Origin of the sequence: uncultured Ruegeria sp. (assembly GCF_947497005.1) — a bacterium.
In the GTDB taxonomy this organism is placed as follows: Bacteria; Pseudomonadota; Alphaproteobacteria; order Rhodobacterales; family Rhodobacteraceae; genus Ruegeria.
On sequence record NZ_CANMFF010000003.1, the window covers coordinates 219,998 to 235,764 of the forward strand.

The following is a 15,767-nucleotide window of genomic DNA, read 5'->3' on the forward strand; positions in this document are numbered from 1 at the left end:
TTACTATTCGGAAAGCGCGGCCATCAGCCGTGCTTTCTGCCCCTGGTCGTCGGGTTGAGAGATCACGGCGGCCAGATCCTCGAGCGAGGCGATGGAATGACCCGCCCTGAAACTGTCGACATGGGGTAACATTGCCGCCACCCCCTGAGCTTTGGGCGCGAACCCGTCCCAACGCAGCAGCGGGTTCAACCAGATCAGGCGATTGGAAGACAGATGCAGACGCTCAATCTCTTTCTCCAGGCTCTCTGGGTCACCCCGCTCCAATCCATCGGTGATCAGCAGAACAACGGCCCCCTGCCCCATGACGCGTCTTGACCAGTCCCTGTTGAACTGGTGCAGACAATCCCCTATGCGCGTGCCCCCCTCCCAGTCCTGCGCTTCGGCCCCGGCAGCGGCAAGAGCTGCGTCAACGTCCCTGTGATGCAGGTGACGGGTTATGTTGGTCAGGCGTGTGCCGAAAGTGAAGGCATGAACCCTTGCCCAACCGGCACCCTTGGCGTTCGATACCGTGTGCAGGAAATGCAGGATAATACGGCTGTATTGGCTCATCGAACCTGAAATGTCGCAAAGGGCCACAAGATTTGGCCACCGCGGTTTAGGCTGTAGCCGGGCGATATCGCGCAACTCCCCCCCTTGCCGCATGGCAGCGCGCAAGGTGCGGGCTCGGTCAATGCGGTGTCCCAGATGACTGGCCTGACCCCGCCGCGATTTAATAGGTTTGACCGGCAGGGTCATCCGCGCCAATACACGTTTGGCGTGTGCGATTTCTGCCGTGCTCATCTGTTCAAAATCCAGATTACGCAGACGCTCCTCGGACGATGCCGTTTGGGTTGCGTCAATCTCAATTTCGGTTTCGCCTTCGTCTTGCGTGGCCGGTTCTGGCACGTCACGTTCGACACCATCCAACAAAGCCTCAGCCGCACGTTTTTCTCCGGCATCCGCCTTGCGCTCTTCCTGAACACCCCGAATGGCGGGAAGCATCATGGCCATCATGTGCTCCATGTAACGCGGGTCGCGCCAGTACATACGGAAGACTTGCGCAAACACGGTGCGATGTTCAGGACGGTTTACGAAACAGGCATGCAGGGTCCAGTAGAAATCCCGTTTCTCGGAAAAACCTGCCGCTTGAACGGCGCGAATTGCGTCAATCACGCGGCCCGGACCAATGGGCAGCCCCGCTTTCCGCAGCGCACGGGCAAAATGCGTGATGTTCTGCGCCAGCTTTGGATTGTCCGGAATATCCAGCGGAAGTTGTTCGGCCATCAGCCGTTACGGGGGCTCTGCCCCCATACCCCCGGAGTATTTTGGAAAATATGAAACATCAGGCCGGTTCCAATGTGGCTTTTGCCTCGTCGAGAATGCGTTTTGCCTCGGAACCCTGCAGTTTTTGAATGTCGTCCTGATATTTGAGGATCGCCCCCAGCGTATCGCCGATCACCTCAGGGCTGAGGTTCATCACGTCCAGCGCCAGCAAGCATTTGGCCCAGTCGATGGTTTCGGCCACGCCGGGTTTCTTGAAAAGGTCTTCGGTGCGCAAACGCTGAACGAAAGCCACTACCTCGCGACTGAGCGCATCGGCAGCTTCAGGCGCGCGAGCGTGAAGGATTTCAATTTCGCGGTCAAAATCGGGGTAGTCGACCCAATGGTAAAGACACCTGCGCTTTAGCGCATCATGCACTTCCCGAGTACGATTTGACGTGACGATCACGACGGGCGGTTCAGGTGCCTTGACGGTTCCCAGTTCGGGAATGGTGACTTGAAAATCGCTGAGAGCTTCCAGCAGAAACGCTTCGAACGGTTCATCGGTTCGGTCCAGCTCGTCGATCAACAGAACCGGGGCGCCATTTTCGTCCGGACGCATCGCCTGCAGCAACGGACGTTCAATCAGATATTCATCCGAGAACAATTCCGCCTGCAAGGCGCCTCGGTCAGCTCCGCCCGAGGCCTCAGCCGTTCGTATAGCGACCATCTGCGCCGGAAAGTTCCATTCGTAAACTGCAGAGGACGCGTCCAACCCTTCGTAGCACTGTAACCGGATCAAACGACGGTTCAGCCCGGATGCCAGAGCCTTGGCGATCTCGGTCTTGCCGACACCCGCTTCACCTTCCAGGAACAACGGGCGTCCAAGCTTCAGCGACAGGAACACAACCGTCGCCAGGGCACGGCCACATACATAGCCCTGACTTCCCAGCATCTGCTGCACGGCTTCGATGGAATTTGGCTGAGTCATAGAACCCCTCGTCTTCTTCGCGGACAAACAGGTCACGCAAGCGCCTGTGCGTCAAGGCCTCAGCCCCTGTCAGAGCTACGACGTTCCGGTTGGTTGACAAGTTTTTTCGGCAACCCGCGCAGCCCCGGTTGGTCTTTCGTGGCAGCTATGCTAGCGGGATATCATGACCGATACCCTCACGATCCGCCGCCCCGACGATTGGCATCTGCATCTGCGCGATGGCGCCATGTTGCAGGCCGTCCTGCCCGAAACTGCGCGTCATTTCGCCCGCGCGATTATCATGCCGAACCTCGTGCCGCCTGTTGTGCGCGGAGATGAGGCCGTCGCTTATCGCGAGCGCATCTTGGCCGCCCTGCCCGACGGCATGACGTTTGAGCCGCTGATGACCTTGTATTTGACAGAAGACACCGACGCCGAGGACGTGGCAGCAGCCCATGCCAGCGGGCTGATCAAAGCCGTCAAGCTGTACCCGGCAGGCGCCACGACCAATTCGGCTTCGGGCGTGCGTGACTTTGACAAAGTGCGTCCGGTTCTGGACAAGATGGCCGAGATCGGCCTGCCCATGTGTGTGCATGGCGAAGTGACGGATGCCGAGATCGACATCTTTGACCGCGAGGCCGTGTTCATCGACCGTGTTCTGGACCCGATCCGCAAAGCGACGCCGGGTCTGCGTGTGGTGATGGAGCATATCACCACGTCGAACGGTGTGGACTATGTCAAAGCCAACGAGACCGATCTGGGCGCAACGATCACGGCGCACCACCTGATCATAAACCGCAACCACATCCTGGTAGGTGGGATCAAGCCGCATTACTATTGCCTTCCGGTCGCCAAGCGCGAAGAACACCGCCTGGCACTGCTGGCCGCCGCAACCTCGGGCGACACACGGTTCTTTCTGGGCACAGACAGCGCACCGCACACTGATGCGAATAAAGAAATGGCCTGCGGCTGTGCGGGATGTTTCACCGCGACCAATACTATGTCGCTGGTGACCGAAATGTTTGAGCGGGAAGACGCATTGGACAAGCTGGAAAGCTTTGTCTCGCTCAACGGGCCGGACTTTTACTGTCTGCCGGTCAACGAAGAGACAATTACTCTGACCAAGGGCGAACCGGTGGAATATCCGTCAAAGATCGACTCGGGCGACGGCCCTGTCACAGTGTTTGACCCTGGCTTTCCACTGCATTGGCGCGTGGCTTAACCCGCCACGCAGTTGGCCAAATCAAGGGCGCGACCACCGGTGCGCAGCATCGACCAGATCGCGTCCGAGTCATCCGCTCCGATCAGCTTGGCCGCTTTGGCGCGCACGCGATCCTCGCGGTCAGATATCGACATCGGGGTTAGCAGATCATGGGTAGCGTCGAGGCGGATTCCGTCGCGACGCAGCAAGGACAGATGCGCCTGCGTTTCTGACAAGCTTTCATCTGCTTCGACCGTGATGCGGTCGCGCAGAGACTTTATGCGCGGGTCTGCGCAGACCTTGTCGGTATAACTACCGGGCACGGCCGTATCATACCCCATCGCCTGCATCGCGATGACAGTACGGTAAGAGAATTTAGCCCCCAACCCGGTTGTGGGCGAAAGTTGATTACAAACACTCATCCAGCGGGGATGAGTTTTGATCTTGATTTCAGCCACTTCAGGTTCGGCGATGTCCAGTTCCCGCGCCGCCTCCAACGCGGCGTGCAGGCCGTGACAACAGGCGTGGAACTTGTGACTGACTGTTTCGAACAGCCACTCATCACCCAAACCATCCAGCGCGCTTTGATACGCTGCACCATGATGGGTCGCCGCAAATCCGGACGAGCCTTCCAACGCATCGGCGTTAGCCTGAAACCCGCCGTGTACCAACAAGGCCGCCTCGACTCCGGCCGAAGCGGCAAGACCCGCGTTATACGGTTTGCCCATAGTCCCGAACTGGGCCTTCAGTCCGGCCGCTCGGGTGGCTGTCAGCCCCAAAACGGACCGCATCTGGCCTGTATCAAACCCCAGCAACCGACCAACTGAGACTGCCGCCCCGAAAGCGCCGGCTGTAGCTGTTTGATGAAACCCGGCCTGATAATGCCCCCGACCCAGCCACAGGCCAACGCGAATCGAAGTTTCCATCCCGACCAGCGCGGATTCGAGCATATCGACCAGAATGCGGTCATCCCACTCGGACACAGCAAGGGCAGCAGGCAAGATGGCGACCGACGGATGCCCAATATGCGCAAAATGCGTGTCATCGTAATCCAGCGCATGAGACACGGTGCCATTCACCAAAGCTGCGCCGCGCAAAGGGGCGGCGCCACCGCCAAAGAGATGGGCCTGAGTGTTCCCGCCCTCCGCCAGAACCATATCGCGAACTAGGGTAGATACCGGCTCGGCTGCACCTGCACGACCAACGGCGATCCAATCCAGAACAGAAAGCGACGTGATAATCCGTGCCTGAGTGGTCGTTGAAACCGGGCCAGCCGCGAAGGTGGCCAATGCTGCTGTAAATTCCGTCATGGGCGCAGTCTAGCGCGCGCCTTAACGGGGTAAAGACCTAGTCGTAGAGTTCTTTGGCACGCGCCTCGAAAGCGCGCACAATCCGTTGCATGGCTTCGTTGAACACGACGCCGATAATCCCTTGCAAGATGGCATTCTTGAATTCGAAATCCACATGAAAAGTGATGTTGCAACCCCCGTCAGGTGCATCCTCGAATAGCCAGTCGGACTTCATGTATTTGAAGGGGCCGTCCAGATATTCGGTGTCGATCTTTTTCTGATCTGCAAACAGGGTCACACGGCTGCCGAACCGTTCACGGAACACCTTGAACGAGATGACCAGATCGGCCTCCATCACCTCTGCCTTGCCAACCACATAAGTCTTACGGATACGTGCGGCAGCACACCATGGTAGAAACTTGGGATAGTTGCCCACATCCGCAACAAGATCATACATCTGCTGGGCTGTGTATGGCAGGTGGCGGGTTTCCGAATGGATTGGCATGATGTCCGGTATTTGCAGGTGACAATGGCGCGTCATGTCGTATGTTGCGCGCCAAAGATCAAGGGGGCTGCGATGACTAACCGCGCATATGTGATAGATGAGATGATCTCGGCCAAGGCCATCGCCGCCCGAATCGAGGAATTATGCCGCGAGATAACGGCGGAGTTTGACCAAACCGACAAGCTGGTGGTCGTGGGCTTGCTGCGTGGCAGCTTTGTGTTCATTGCCGATCTTGTACGCGAGTTGGATCTTCCTATTGAAGTGGATTTTCTTGAAGCTTCCTCTTACGGCGATACTATGGAAAGCAGTCGTGAAGTTCGCATTCTCAAAGACTTACGTGGCGCAGTTGAAGGGCGCGATGTGTTGGTCGTCGAAGATATTGTCGATACGGGTCACACCCTGAACCACGTCACCAAGCTGCTTCAAAGTCGTAAGCCCAAACGTTTGAAATCCATCGCATTGCTCGACAAACCCAGCCGCCGTGAAGTTGATTTCCGGTCAGATTGGATCGGCTTCGAAATTCCGGATGAATTCGTCGTTGGTTACGGGATCGACTACGCACAGCGCAATCGCAACCTGCCCTTTATCGGTAAGGTTCGGTTTACCGAGGGTTGAACACCTTCTGCGATCGGCAGCGTGCCTGCTTTTGTCACAGCCTATCCCAGAACCTGCCGAATGGCAGACACGAAGATGCCGGTACCGGTAGGGATCAGTGTATCCGGGAAATCGTAGTCTGGGTTGTGCAATTGTGGATGGTCCCGTCCCGATCCCAACCAGAACATGGCAGTTTTTGCACTTTTGCCAAACTGACCGAAATCTTCTGAAAACCGCTGCGGCTGATCGACCAGCTTGCAGGCAACGGCCTGATCGGAACAGGCCATTGCCAAAACCGCGACAGCTTCAGGGTCATTGACGCAGGATTCGAACACTTCGTCATAGCTGATTTCGACCGACAGCCCCTCGGCCTTGGCCGTTTCGCTCACCAGTGATTCAGCATCGGACACAAGACGTTCCATCCGTGTATCCGTGACCGTGCGAAGGGTCACCCACAATTCGGCGTGCCCAGGCGCGACGCCAACCGTTCGTTCGCCAAGGGTGGCATGCGTGACTGTGGTCAGGGCATAATCGACACTCAATTCACCACCCGCCCCCAACGTGGCCAAAGCGGGCATCAAGCTGGACAATGCACCCGCTGGTGAAACTCCGTCTTGCGGGGCAGCCGCATGTGATGTCTTGCCCGTCAAAACGATCTGCATCCCGCAGGAGGCGCAATTCGCGGGACCTTCACAAATCTGAACTGTGCCAAGTTCAAGACCCGGCAAATTGTGCAGAGACAACACCATATCAGGCGAAATCTCAGCGAATCGACGGGCGGCCCGGTAAGCGACGGCACCATGGCCGGTTTCTTCAGCGGGCTGGAAAATCAGAACCACGCGTCCTGTTTTCGGGCGCTGTTCCATCAGCGCGTCGGCGACGCCCAGCACCATCGTCATGTGGCCATCATGGCCGCACAGGTGCCCTTTGCCCGCAAACTGAGACACATAAGGAAGATCCGACAATTCCTGAATTGGCAGCCCATCCAATTCACAACGAATACCAAGCGTGGGACCGGATCGGCCGCTTTCGAAAACGGCAGCTACCCCATGTCCGCCCAAGCCGGTCAGAACGCGGTCTGCACCCGCTTTTCGCAGAAGATCAGCAACCCGCGCAGCAGTTTTCTCTTCCTGTCCTGAAAGTTCAGGCTGTTGATGCAGTTCGTGGCGCAGACGCGTTAGCCACGCGATCCGTTCCGGTGTCACGCCTGCTGCAACTTTGCTTGCCGTGCCGCGCGTAGTCGGGCGAAATCGTCACCCGCGTGATAGGACGACCGGGTCAATGGCGTTGCAGACACCATCAAAAACCCTTTGCCGTACGCTGCTTTTTCATAAGAGGCGAACTCTTCCGGTGTCACGAAGCGATCAACGCCGTGATGCTTTGGAGTCGGCTGCAAATACTGGCCAATGGTCAGGAAATCGATATCCGCTGCGCGCATGTCGTCCATGACCTGCCGCACCTGCTGTTCGTCTTCACCCAACCCGACCATGATGCCGGATTTGGTGAAGATGGACGGATCAAGTTCTTTCACCCGTTGCAGAAGTCGCAGCGAATGGAAATACCGCGCGCCCGGTCGGACCTCGAGATAAAGACCCGGCACAGTTTCCAGATTGTGATTGAACACGTCCGGCTTCGCCTGAACCACTACCTCAAGAACCTCCGGATCACATTTTAGGAAGTCCGGCGTCAGAATCTCGATTGTTGTTTTGGGAGAGCGGTGACGCACCGCGCGAATGGTCTGCGCAAAATGCTCTGCCCCGCCATCGCTCAGATCGTCCCGGTCAACCGAGGTGATGACCACGTGATTCAAGCCAAGTTTTTCAACCGCGTGCGCCACCCGGCCGGGCTCAAACGCATCCAGTTCGTCAGGGCGACCGGTTGCGATATTGCAGAAAGTGCAGCCACGCGTACAAATCTCGCCCATGATCATCATGGTGGCGTGGCCCTGGCTCCAACATTCTCCGACGTTGGGGCACCCGGCTTCTTCGCAGACAGTCACCAGATTGTTGTCGCGCATGATCCGACGCGTGTCCGCATAGCCTTTGCCGCCGGGTGCTTTGACCCTGATCCAATTCGGCTTCTTGGGCTGCGCATTATCCGGGCGATGAGCTTTTTCCGGATGACGCTGTTCTGGGATCTTCAGGTCTCGCACGTTAGTTTTCCTGAGTTTGGGTCAACTTTTGTTACTCATAACATAGACAGAAGCGCATTGTTACACCAGCGGTGCATAGCCGCTATGCGTCACCAATTCGCAAACCAAAAAAGAATAGCAAGGACTCAACATTTACGACGTAAATTCAATATTTAACGAGACGATGAGTTTATTCACGCACGCTGCGTTTCCTCGATTGAATGCGGTTTGGAACTGTTTTAACTCACGACAAAATCACACGTGAATCACAGGAGCTTGACCATGAAATCCGGCGCACAACTGCCCGACGTGACTTTTCACACTCGTGTCCGCGACGAGTCAATCGACGGACCCAATCCCTTTCGTTGGGAAGACAAGACGACAGCTGACTATTTCGCCGACAAGCGCGTAATCCTGTTCTCCCTGCCGGGGGCGTTCACCCCGACCTGCTCGACCTACCAACTGCCCGGTTTTGAAAATGGCTATGCCGATTTCACTGCCAGGGGGATCGACGAAATCTATTGCTTGTCTGTCAACGACAGCTTCGTGATGAACAAATGGGCTCAGGATCAGGGCCTGAAAAACGTCAAGGTCATCCCCGATGGATCGGCGGAATTCACCCGCAAAATGGGTATGCTGGTCGACAAGGACAATCTGGGTTTCGGTATGCGCTCGTGGCGGTATGCGGCCATCGTTAACGACGGTGTCGTCGAAGCGTGGTTCGAAGAACCTGGCCTGATGGATAACTGCCCCGAAGATCCTTATGGTGTGTCTTCGCCCGAAAATCTGATAAAACATCTACAGGCGCCAGCAGAGCCGGAAATGGCCTGATCAGAGCCTCGGAACATAAAAAGGCCCGGACTTTTGCCGGGCCTTTTTCCGTTCAGCCAATCATTCGGTCGCGTTCAGCCTGATCCTGATAGTGTCTTTTCAAACGCTGCAAAGCAATCCGAAGCACAATCTTGCCAGAGCGCGCCGACCATCCCATGCGCTTTTCCGCAAGTTCCAAACCTTCCAGATAGCAGCAGCAACGTAGCGCAACATCGCTCAGCCCCGGCCCCAGGTCTGACAAAGCCCGTGCTACGCGATCCTTCGCATCAGAAGATGCCCCTGCCCCCATGGCTTTCGCTGTCAAAGCTTCCACGTCCTCCAGCGGTCAGAAAACGATCCCAATTCTGGGAAACCTGAGGACCGATCTGCGCCAGTTCAAAGTCTTCGCGCAAACGCTCTCCGGCGCTGACAAGGGATTCGTCCAAAAACGGTTTACCGTCGCGATCACGCCTGCGGGCCAAGGCGATCAAAGGGCTTTCGGCTACGCTGTATCGAATGCGTCTGGCCCGTTCGGCAGACCCGCCTGAGGGTTTTGTCTGAAAAGTACTCGGAGCTTCCGCAAATCCGAAATCGGTCCCCGCTCGCGCCTTGTTTTCAGCCTTTGCAATAAGATGGCTCAGCGCCGTTCGCCCTGCCGTAGAAATCCGATACCGGGAAATACGCCCGGGATTGTCACAGGAGATCCAGTCTTTCAAAGCCAGCGCTTGTGCAATCCTGCACTCTACAACCGCCGTTCTTGTTGTCACTGCATCGCCGGTGTCACGCACAACAACGGCCTTGTCCATTTCTTCGGCCACGGCAAGGACTGCACCCGTCTCGCTCAGGCGGCGCAATACACGCAGCGCCTCTTTGTCAAAGTCTTCATCCGCGGCGTCTTCCATCTCGCTTGATAGATCGTCAACATAGTCAGACGTCGAAAAATGTGTCTCGGCCAACGATTGCAAAGCCGCATCCACCAACGGATCGTCGCGGCGCATTTCGATGCGTCGAATTTGCCTGAGGATGGTCGACGCATGGCATCCGGCTGATCGCGCGATATCGCGGATCGAACGCCCGGTCTCGGTATGAGCAAGGTATCTTTGCGCCCTTTCTGGAACCCATGCCGGAATGGTGAAAGCCATGTTGTTTTCCATCATTATTTGCCCTCATCGACAAAACAAACTGCCACTTTTCGCCCTCGGAATGTGGGTTAACCAAATCTAACTAGAGGTCCATTCGTTACTCGTTCGTTAACCACACAAGCCAAGAACCAGATTTGATTCAAAAAGATAAACAGTCGTGAAACCATCGTTCGGGGTGACTTTAACAAAGGCAACACCCGCTTAGGTTGTGCAAAAAAGATGTGCAAATCTTCAAATAAGGGACACATGAAATGCAGGACCTGATGACAATGATCGCGACCCTCCGCCGCCCACGGATGTTGGCGCGCGCTGCAAAATTCGGGGCGCAGGATTACAACCGAGACAGGCACCTGCAACGTATTCTGGGATACGGATCGCTACCCGGTTCAGGTCAGGCTGTACTACGGCTGATGGAGATGGAAAAAGAGGTAAATGCACAGCGAAAAGAAGAAGATGCCGCATATTCACTGGTGCGGCATCTGGATCTGCTTATTGCGCTGTTGGGTGAGGCGCAGCTGTATCAGGCCAGCCGCGCCTCGATTTTTCAATAATCAGGCGAACGCGTCCGGCATGGAGGCCTTCTTCTCAGTGATATAGGCTTCCAGTGCCGCAGCAATGTCGGGATCCATCTGCGGCTGCTGATAGTTGGCCAGCAAATGTTCAACCCGTGTGGTGGCCAAAGCCCGCGTATCACGCGCGCCTTCTTCCTGCCAGGTTTCATACGGCTTGTAGTCTAGCAGATCGGATTTCCAGAACGATTCCTTAAAGTTGGCCTGCGTGTGGGCACATCCGAGATAATGCCCGCCAGGTCCGACTTCGCGGATCGCATCCATGGCCTGTGCATTCTCGTCATACGCCACGCCTTTGGCCAACCCATGCAGAACACCAAGCTGATCAGCATCCATGACGAATTTCTCGAAATCGGCGACCAAACCGCCCTCCAGCCAGCCGCAGGAGTGCAACATGAAGTTCACACCGGACATCAGACCCATGTTCAGTGAGTTTGCGGTCTCATAAGCCGCTTGCGCGTCCGGAAGTTTCGAACCGCAGAACGATCCCGACGAACGGAACGGCAGGTTCAGGCGACGCGCCAACTGGCCAGCCCCATAAGTAATATGCGACGCTTCAGGTGTGCCAAATGTCGGCGCGCCCGAGTTCATATCGATGGATGTCACCATGGCCCCGAAGATTGCCGGTGCTCCCGGGCGAATGATCTGGCTATAGGCGACACCTGCCAGAACCTCGGCCAGAACCTGTGTCAGAGTCCCGGTGACGGACACTGGCGACATCGCACCACCAACAATAAAGGGCGAGATGATACAGGCCTGATTGTTGCGCGCATAGACTTCCAGCGAACCCATCATCACATCGTCAAACGTCATCGGCGAGTTGATGTTGGTCAGCGAGGTCATCACTGTGTTTTCCTGAACGAATTCCTTACCGAACAGGATTTCACACATCTCGACCGAATCCTGCGCCCGGCTGGGATCGGTGACCGACCCCATGAAAGGCTTGTCCGACAGGGTCATATGGGCTTTCAACATGTCGAGATGGCGCTTGTTCACCGGAACATCGGTCGGTTCGCATACCGTACCGCCCGAGTGGTGCAGCCATTTGGACATGTAGGCAAGTTTCACGAACTTGTTGAAATCATCCATTGTCGCATACCGACGGCCGCCTTGTGCATCACGCACGAACGGAGGACCATAAACCGGTGCCAGAACCATATTACGACCGCCGATCACAACCGATTTCTCGGGATCTCGGGCATGTTGGGTGAACTGGCTGGGGGCCGTTTTGATCAATTCGCGGGCCAAGCCACGCGGAATGCGCACACGTTCGCCATCGATATCCGCACCGGCATCGCGCCAACGCTCCAGGGCCGCCGGATTGTCAACAAAGTTGACCCCAATTTCCTGCAACACGGTTTCCGCGTTGTTTTCAATGACCTCGAGCGCTTCTTCATTTAGCACTTCGAAGTTTGGAATATTCCGTTCGATGTATTTCGCGGTCTCGATACGAACTGCGGTACGCTCGGCACGGCGGGCAGCGCCACCGCCACCTCTCGCCCTGCGTCGGGTGTTTGCCTCTGCCATGAGAAAATCCCGTCTGGTTGGTTAGATTGGAGGTTGTGATACAGGTTTACCAGATCACAAGCATCGGGATAGCGGCGCTCTGGGGGGAAAAGCGACATTGCAAACCCACAAACCAGTGAACCGGTCACAAAGGCAGCATCAGGCTTCGGGCACGCTATCCCATTCGACGCTGCCAGTACTTGGCTCTGATACAGGCGGAGTGACGACCTTGTGCCGAAGTTCCTCGGGATTGTCTTTTAACGAAACCAAAACCGCAATTGTCTGTATAGTGTCTGCACTGTCGCCCTTTTCGAAACCCTCAGTCCGAACGTCGTTCCGGGTCAGCGCCTCAAGAACAGCCAAGCGTGCGTCTGCCTGTGCTTCTTCTGTATACCGCCGCAAAATCTTGAACTTCTGCGCCAAGGGGACACCGGCTCGTGTTTTGCGCTTCAACAATTTCACCAAGGGCCCGAGACCAAAATTCACGAAGATGGCGGACCCGGCCATCATAATTGCGAACAACCAGCCCACCGTTCCGGCCATCAATCCTACAGCTGCCGAACTTCGCAGGGTTGATACGGTATTCAGACCGTGAATCGTAAATCCGTGGTGAAAAGTGAGGCCCGCCGCCAAGAACCCGATGCCGGAAACGACCTGCGCTGCCACTCGGATCGGGCTGACTTCGTCTGGCAACAGCGCCGTAAACACAACAAAAGCCGCGGCGCTCGACGCCTCCTGAGTATTTGCCTGCAAACCCGCACTTCTCTGCCGGGCCTGCCGCTCTGACCCTATCAGCACACAGTAAGAAACAACGCCGACCCCAGGTTCAGTGCAGCAATCTCAATGGAAATTAGCCACTTGATTTCCTCGTTCAGATGAATTCACCCATGGCTTCTGTAAATCTGTCATGTATTTGTTACAAACTTTCCGATTTCTCTTTGTCGAACAAATGAAATCCTTCAGGAAATGGACGTCGCTCTTGCGAAATCGCTGGGCTTGCCATAAGGCGCAGGCATGACCCAGACATCCCACGACCGCCTTCTGATCATCGACTTCGGCAGCCAGGTTACGCAGCTTATTGCCCGGCGCCTGCGCGAATTGAACGTCTACTGCGAAATTCACCCTTACCAAAATGTCACGATGGATTTCGTGCGGGAAATAGCCCCGCGCGCTGTGATCTTTTCGGGCGGCCCGGACAGCGTGACGCGCGAGGGATCGCCCCGCGTTCCGCAAGAGATTTTTGATTATGGCGTTCCGATTCTGGGCATCTGCTATGGTCAGCAGGTGATGATGCATCAGCTTGGCGGTAAAGTTGAAAGTGGCCATGGCACGGCCGAGTTTGGTCGGGCCTTTGTCACACCGAAGGCCAATCTGGACATCCTGGACGGCTGGTTCACTGAAGGCGATGAACAGGTCTGGATGAGCCATGGCGACCACGTCAGCGATATCGCGCCGGGATTTCAGGTGTTCGGCACATCACCCAACGCGCCATATGCGATCACGGCTGATCCTTCGCGTCACTTCTACGCCGTGCAGTTTCACCCCGAGGTACACCACACACCCAAGGGCGCGAAGCTGTACGAGAATTTCGTCAAACTCGCCGGGTTCAAAGGCGACTGGACCATGGGCGCCTATCGCGAAGAGATGATCCGTAAAATTCGCGAACAGGTTGGTGACAAAAAGGTCATCTGCGGCCTATCAGGCGGCGTCGACAGCTCGGTTGCTGCAATTTTGATTCACGAAGCAATCGGGGATCAGCTGACCTGTGTGTTCGTCGATCACGGGCTGCTGCGTAAGAACGAGGCCGAAGAAGTCGTCGGTATGTTCCGCGACAATTACAACATCCAATTGATCCATGCAGATGAATCCGAGCTGTTTCTGGGCGAGTTGGAAGGTCAGAGCGATCCAGAGACCAAACGCAAGATCATCGGCAAGCTGTTCATCGACGTATTTCAGAAACACGCTGATACCATTGATGGAGCGGAATTCCTGGCTCAAGGCACACTGTATCCTGACGTAATCGAATCTGTGTCGTTTTCTGGCGGGCCCTCGGTAACCATCAAATCGCACCACAATGTGGGCGGTCTGCCGGAAAAGATGGGGCTGAAACTGGTCGAACCGCTGCGTGAACTGTTCAAGGACGAAGTCCGCGCGCTGGGCCGCGAGCTGGGCCTGCCGCAGAGCTTTATCGGCCGCCACCCCTTCCCCGGACCTGGCCTGGCGATTCGCTGCCCCGGCGAAATCACCCGCGAAAAGCTGAAGATTCTGCGTGAAGCCGATGCGATCTTTATCGACCAGATTCGCAAACATGGGCTTTACGACGAAATCTGGCAGGCGTTCGTTGCAATTCTTCCGGTGCGGACAGTTGGTGTTATGGGCGATGGCCGCACCTATGATTTCGCCTGTGCATTGCGGGCCGTTACCTCGGTCGACGGGATGACGGCGGACTACTACCCGTTTAGCCATGAATTCCTTGGGGAAACGGCGACCCGGATCATCAACGAAGTCAAGGGCATCAACCGGTGCACCTATGACATCACTTCGAAACCGCCCGGGACGATTGAATGGGAATGATCCAGCCGTGAACCCTGCATCTGATGATGGGTGACCAATAGTGCGGCATTCATGTTCAAACCGTGCCCGAAAACGTCGGGCGTGGCTTGAACATGACGCCTCATCAGCGTTTGAATGATTCGACGAATTCAATCGATTTGTTTTAAGCGCGTGGCGAAGGCCTCATTTCCGAGGCTGTGACCCTGCGTACATTCCGGGGTGCAGTACGTGAATCAAATACAAGAAAACACGTTCAAAGCCGCCTTGTGGATGACGGGAGCCATTGCGTCCTTCTCTTCCATGGCAGTTGCCGGTCGCGAACTGAGTGTCACGCATGACACGTTCGAGATCATGATGTACCGAAGCGTGGTTGGGTTTGTTGTTGTCGCCCTCGCACTCACTCTCACCCGCAAATGGGCGCAGGTTTCAACGCAGCGTCTGGGATTGCACGCTGTGCGCAATACCTTGCATTTCACGGGTCAGAATCTTTGGTTCTACGCAGTCGCTGTGGCGCCTTTGGCGCAGGTTTTTGCGCTGGAATTCACACAACCGCTATGGGTGATCCTGCTTTCGCCGCTGTTTCTGAACGAACGCCTGACCGCCTTTAGAATAACAGCAGCTCTCATCGGTTTTGCTGGCGTTCTGATCGTGACACGCCCGGGCGCGGCGCCCTTGAGCCCCGGCCTTTTGACGGCAGCTGCGTCGGCTATTTTCTTTGCGTTTACAACTATCACCACCAAAAAGCTCACAGGCTTTGCCAGTATCGGTTGCATCGTTTTCTGGCTTACGACGATGCAGGCGGTTCTGGGGGTTATCGCCGCTGGATTCGACGGTCAGATCTCCCTTCCAACACCCCAAACCGCTCCGTTTTTGGTACTCGTCGGACTTGCTGGACTACTGGCCCATTTCTGCATCACCAAAGCCCTGGCAATTGCCCCGGCAACTGTCGTGGTCCCTTTTGATTTTGCGCGCCTTCCAACAATCGCAGTGGTCGGGATGATCCTTTATCACGAACCAATCGATCACTGGGTCTTGATAGGCGCAGCCGTCATCATTTCCGGTATTTTCCTGAATATCTGGTCCGAAAATCGTAACAGTTTAGCAACAGTTGAAAACAGTAGTCGCAATACGTAACGCACCGTCACCAGTTGACCTTAAAGTAACCAAAAAGAAAGTATCGTGCATCATACAACGGGCAGACGCTTAATACACTCAATTCATCGTCATAATAGCCCGCGGGAGTTTGTCAGGGAGGACA

General features: G+C 56.0%; 14 protein-coding genes and 1 pseudogene. 6 read left to right on the top strand and 9 right to left on the bottom strand.

Annotated features, from left to right (window positions below):
• Positions 1 to 3 precede the first annotated feature (3 nt).
• Positions 4 to 1,263, bottom strand: a complete 1,260-nt coding sequence (locus Q0816_RS05915) for a VWA domain-containing protein (protein WP_298848574.1) — start codon at positions 1,261 to 1,263, stop codon at positions 4 to 6.
• A 58-nt stretch (positions 1,264 to 1,321) separates the two neighbouring features.
• Positions 1,322 to 2,230, bottom strand: a complete 909-nt coding sequence (locus Q0816_RS05920; protein WP_298848576.1) for a MoxR family ATPase — start codon at positions 2,228 to 2,230, stop codon at positions 1,322 to 1,324.
• A 163-nt stretch (positions 2,231 to 2,393) separates the two neighbouring features.
• Between Q0816_RS05920 and pyrC the strand changes: the two genes are divergently transcribed.
• Entirely contained in the window at positions 2,394 to 3,431 is a 1,038-nt protein-coding gene (gene pyrC, locus Q0816_RS05925) for a dihydroorotase (RefSeq protein ID WP_298848579.1), read from the top strand.
• Here pyrC and Q0816_RS05930 read toward each other — a convergent pair.
• Positions 3,428 to 4,720 (bottom strand): MmgE/PrpD family protein, encoded by a 1,293-nt coding sequence (locus Q0816_RS05930; RefSeq protein ID WP_298848581.1) that lies wholly within the window; start codon positions 4,718 to 4,720, stop codon positions 3,428 to 3,430. The genes pyrC and Q0816_RS05930 overlap by 4 nt on opposite strands.
• 37 nt (positions 4,721 to 4,757) lie before the next feature.
• On the bottom strand, positions 4,758 to 5,204 hold the full coding sequence (locus tag Q0816_RS05935) for a type II toxin-antitoxin system RatA family toxin (RefSeq protein WP_298848885.1): 447 nt from the start codon (positions 5,202 to 5,204) through the stop codon (positions 4,758 to 4,760).
• A gap of 72 nt (positions 5,205 to 5,276) precedes the next feature.
• Here Q0816_RS05935 and hpt point away from each other — a divergent pair, with 72 nt between their 5' ends.
• On the top strand, positions 5,277 to 5,819 hold the full coding sequence (gene hpt, locus Q0816_RS05940; RefSeq protein ID WP_298848582.1) for a hypoxanthine phosphoribosyltransferase: 543 nt from the start codon (positions 5,277 to 5,279) through the stop codon (positions 5,817 to 5,819).
• Positions 5,820 to 5,860: 41 nt separating this feature from the next.
• Here the strand turns inward: hpt and Q0816_RS05945 are convergent, their stop codons facing one another.
• Both Q0816_RS05945 and lipA read right to left on the bottom strand, forming a co-directional pair.
• Positions 5,861 to 7,003, bottom strand: a complete 1,143-nt coding sequence (locus tag Q0816_RS05945; RefSeq protein ID WP_298848583.1) for an amidohydrolase — start codon at positions 7,001 to 7,003, stop codon at positions 5,861 to 5,863.
• The gene (gene lipA, locus Q0816_RS05950) at positions 7,000 to 7,950 is read right to left on the bottom strand and encodes a lipoyl synthase (protein ID WP_298848584.1); all 951 of its coding nucleotides are present in this window, start codon (positions 7,948 to 7,950) and stop codon (positions 7,000 to 7,002) included. The genes Q0816_RS05945 and lipA overlap by 4 nt, the downstream gene beginning before the upstream one ends.
• Positions 7,951 to 8,211: 261 nt before the next feature.
• Here lipA and Q0816_RS05955 point away from each other — a divergent pair, with 261 nt between their 5' ends.
• The gene (locus Q0816_RS05955; RefSeq protein WP_298848586.1) at positions 8,212 to 8,760 is read left to right on the top strand and encodes a peroxiredoxin; all 549 of its coding nucleotides are present in this window, start codon (positions 8,212 to 8,214) and stop codon (positions 8,758 to 8,760) included.
• A gap of 52 nt (positions 8,761 to 8,812) precedes the next feature.
• Here Q0816_RS05955 and Q0816_RS05960 read toward each other — a convergent pair.
• A pseudogene (locus Q0816_RS05960) lies at positions 8,813 to 9,893 on the bottom strand (DUF6456 domain-containing protein).
• Between the two features lie 239 nt (positions 9,894 to 10,132).
• On the opposite strand from Q0816_RS05960, the gene Q0816_RS05965 reads away from it, so the two are divergent.
• Positions 10,133 to 10,432, top strand: coding sequence for a DUF6477 family protein (locus Q0816_RS05965; RefSeq protein WP_298848588.1), 300 nt, complete (start codon positions 10,133 to 10,135; stop codon positions 10,430 to 10,432).
• Here Q0816_RS05965 and Q0816_RS05970 read toward each other — a convergent pair whose 3' ends face one another.
• Together Q0816_RS05970 and Q0816_RS05975 are read right to left on the bottom strand one after the other, a co-directional pair.
• A complete protein-coding gene (locus Q0816_RS05970) occupies positions 10,433 to 11,977 on the bottom strand; it encodes a trimethylamine methyltransferase family protein (protein ID WP_298848590.1) in 1,545 nt (514 codons plus the stop codon). It abuts the gene before it with no gap.
• 138 nt (positions 11,978 to 12,115) lie between these two features.
• On the bottom strand, positions 12,116 to 12,754 hold the full coding sequence (locus Q0816_RS05975) for an MgtC/SapB family protein (protein ID WP_298848592.1): 639 nt from the start codon (positions 12,752 to 12,754) through the stop codon (positions 12,116 to 12,118).
• A gap of 216 nt (positions 12,755 to 12,970) precedes the next feature.
• On the opposite strand from Q0816_RS05975, the gene guaA reads away from it, so the two are divergent.
• Complete coding sequence (gene guaA, locus Q0816_RS05980; protein ID WP_298848594.1) at positions 12,971 to 14,530, top strand: glutamine-hydrolyzing GMP synthase; 1,560 nt, start codon at positions 12,971 to 12,973, stop codon at positions 14,528 to 14,530.
• Between the two features lie 207 nt (positions 14,531 to 14,737).
• Positions 14,738 to 15,643, top strand: a complete 906-nt coding sequence (locus Q0816_RS05985; protein ID WP_298848596.1) for a DMT family transporter — start codon at positions 14,738 to 14,740, stop codon at positions 15,641 to 15,643.
• Positions 15,644 to 15,767 lie beyond the last annotated feature (124 nt).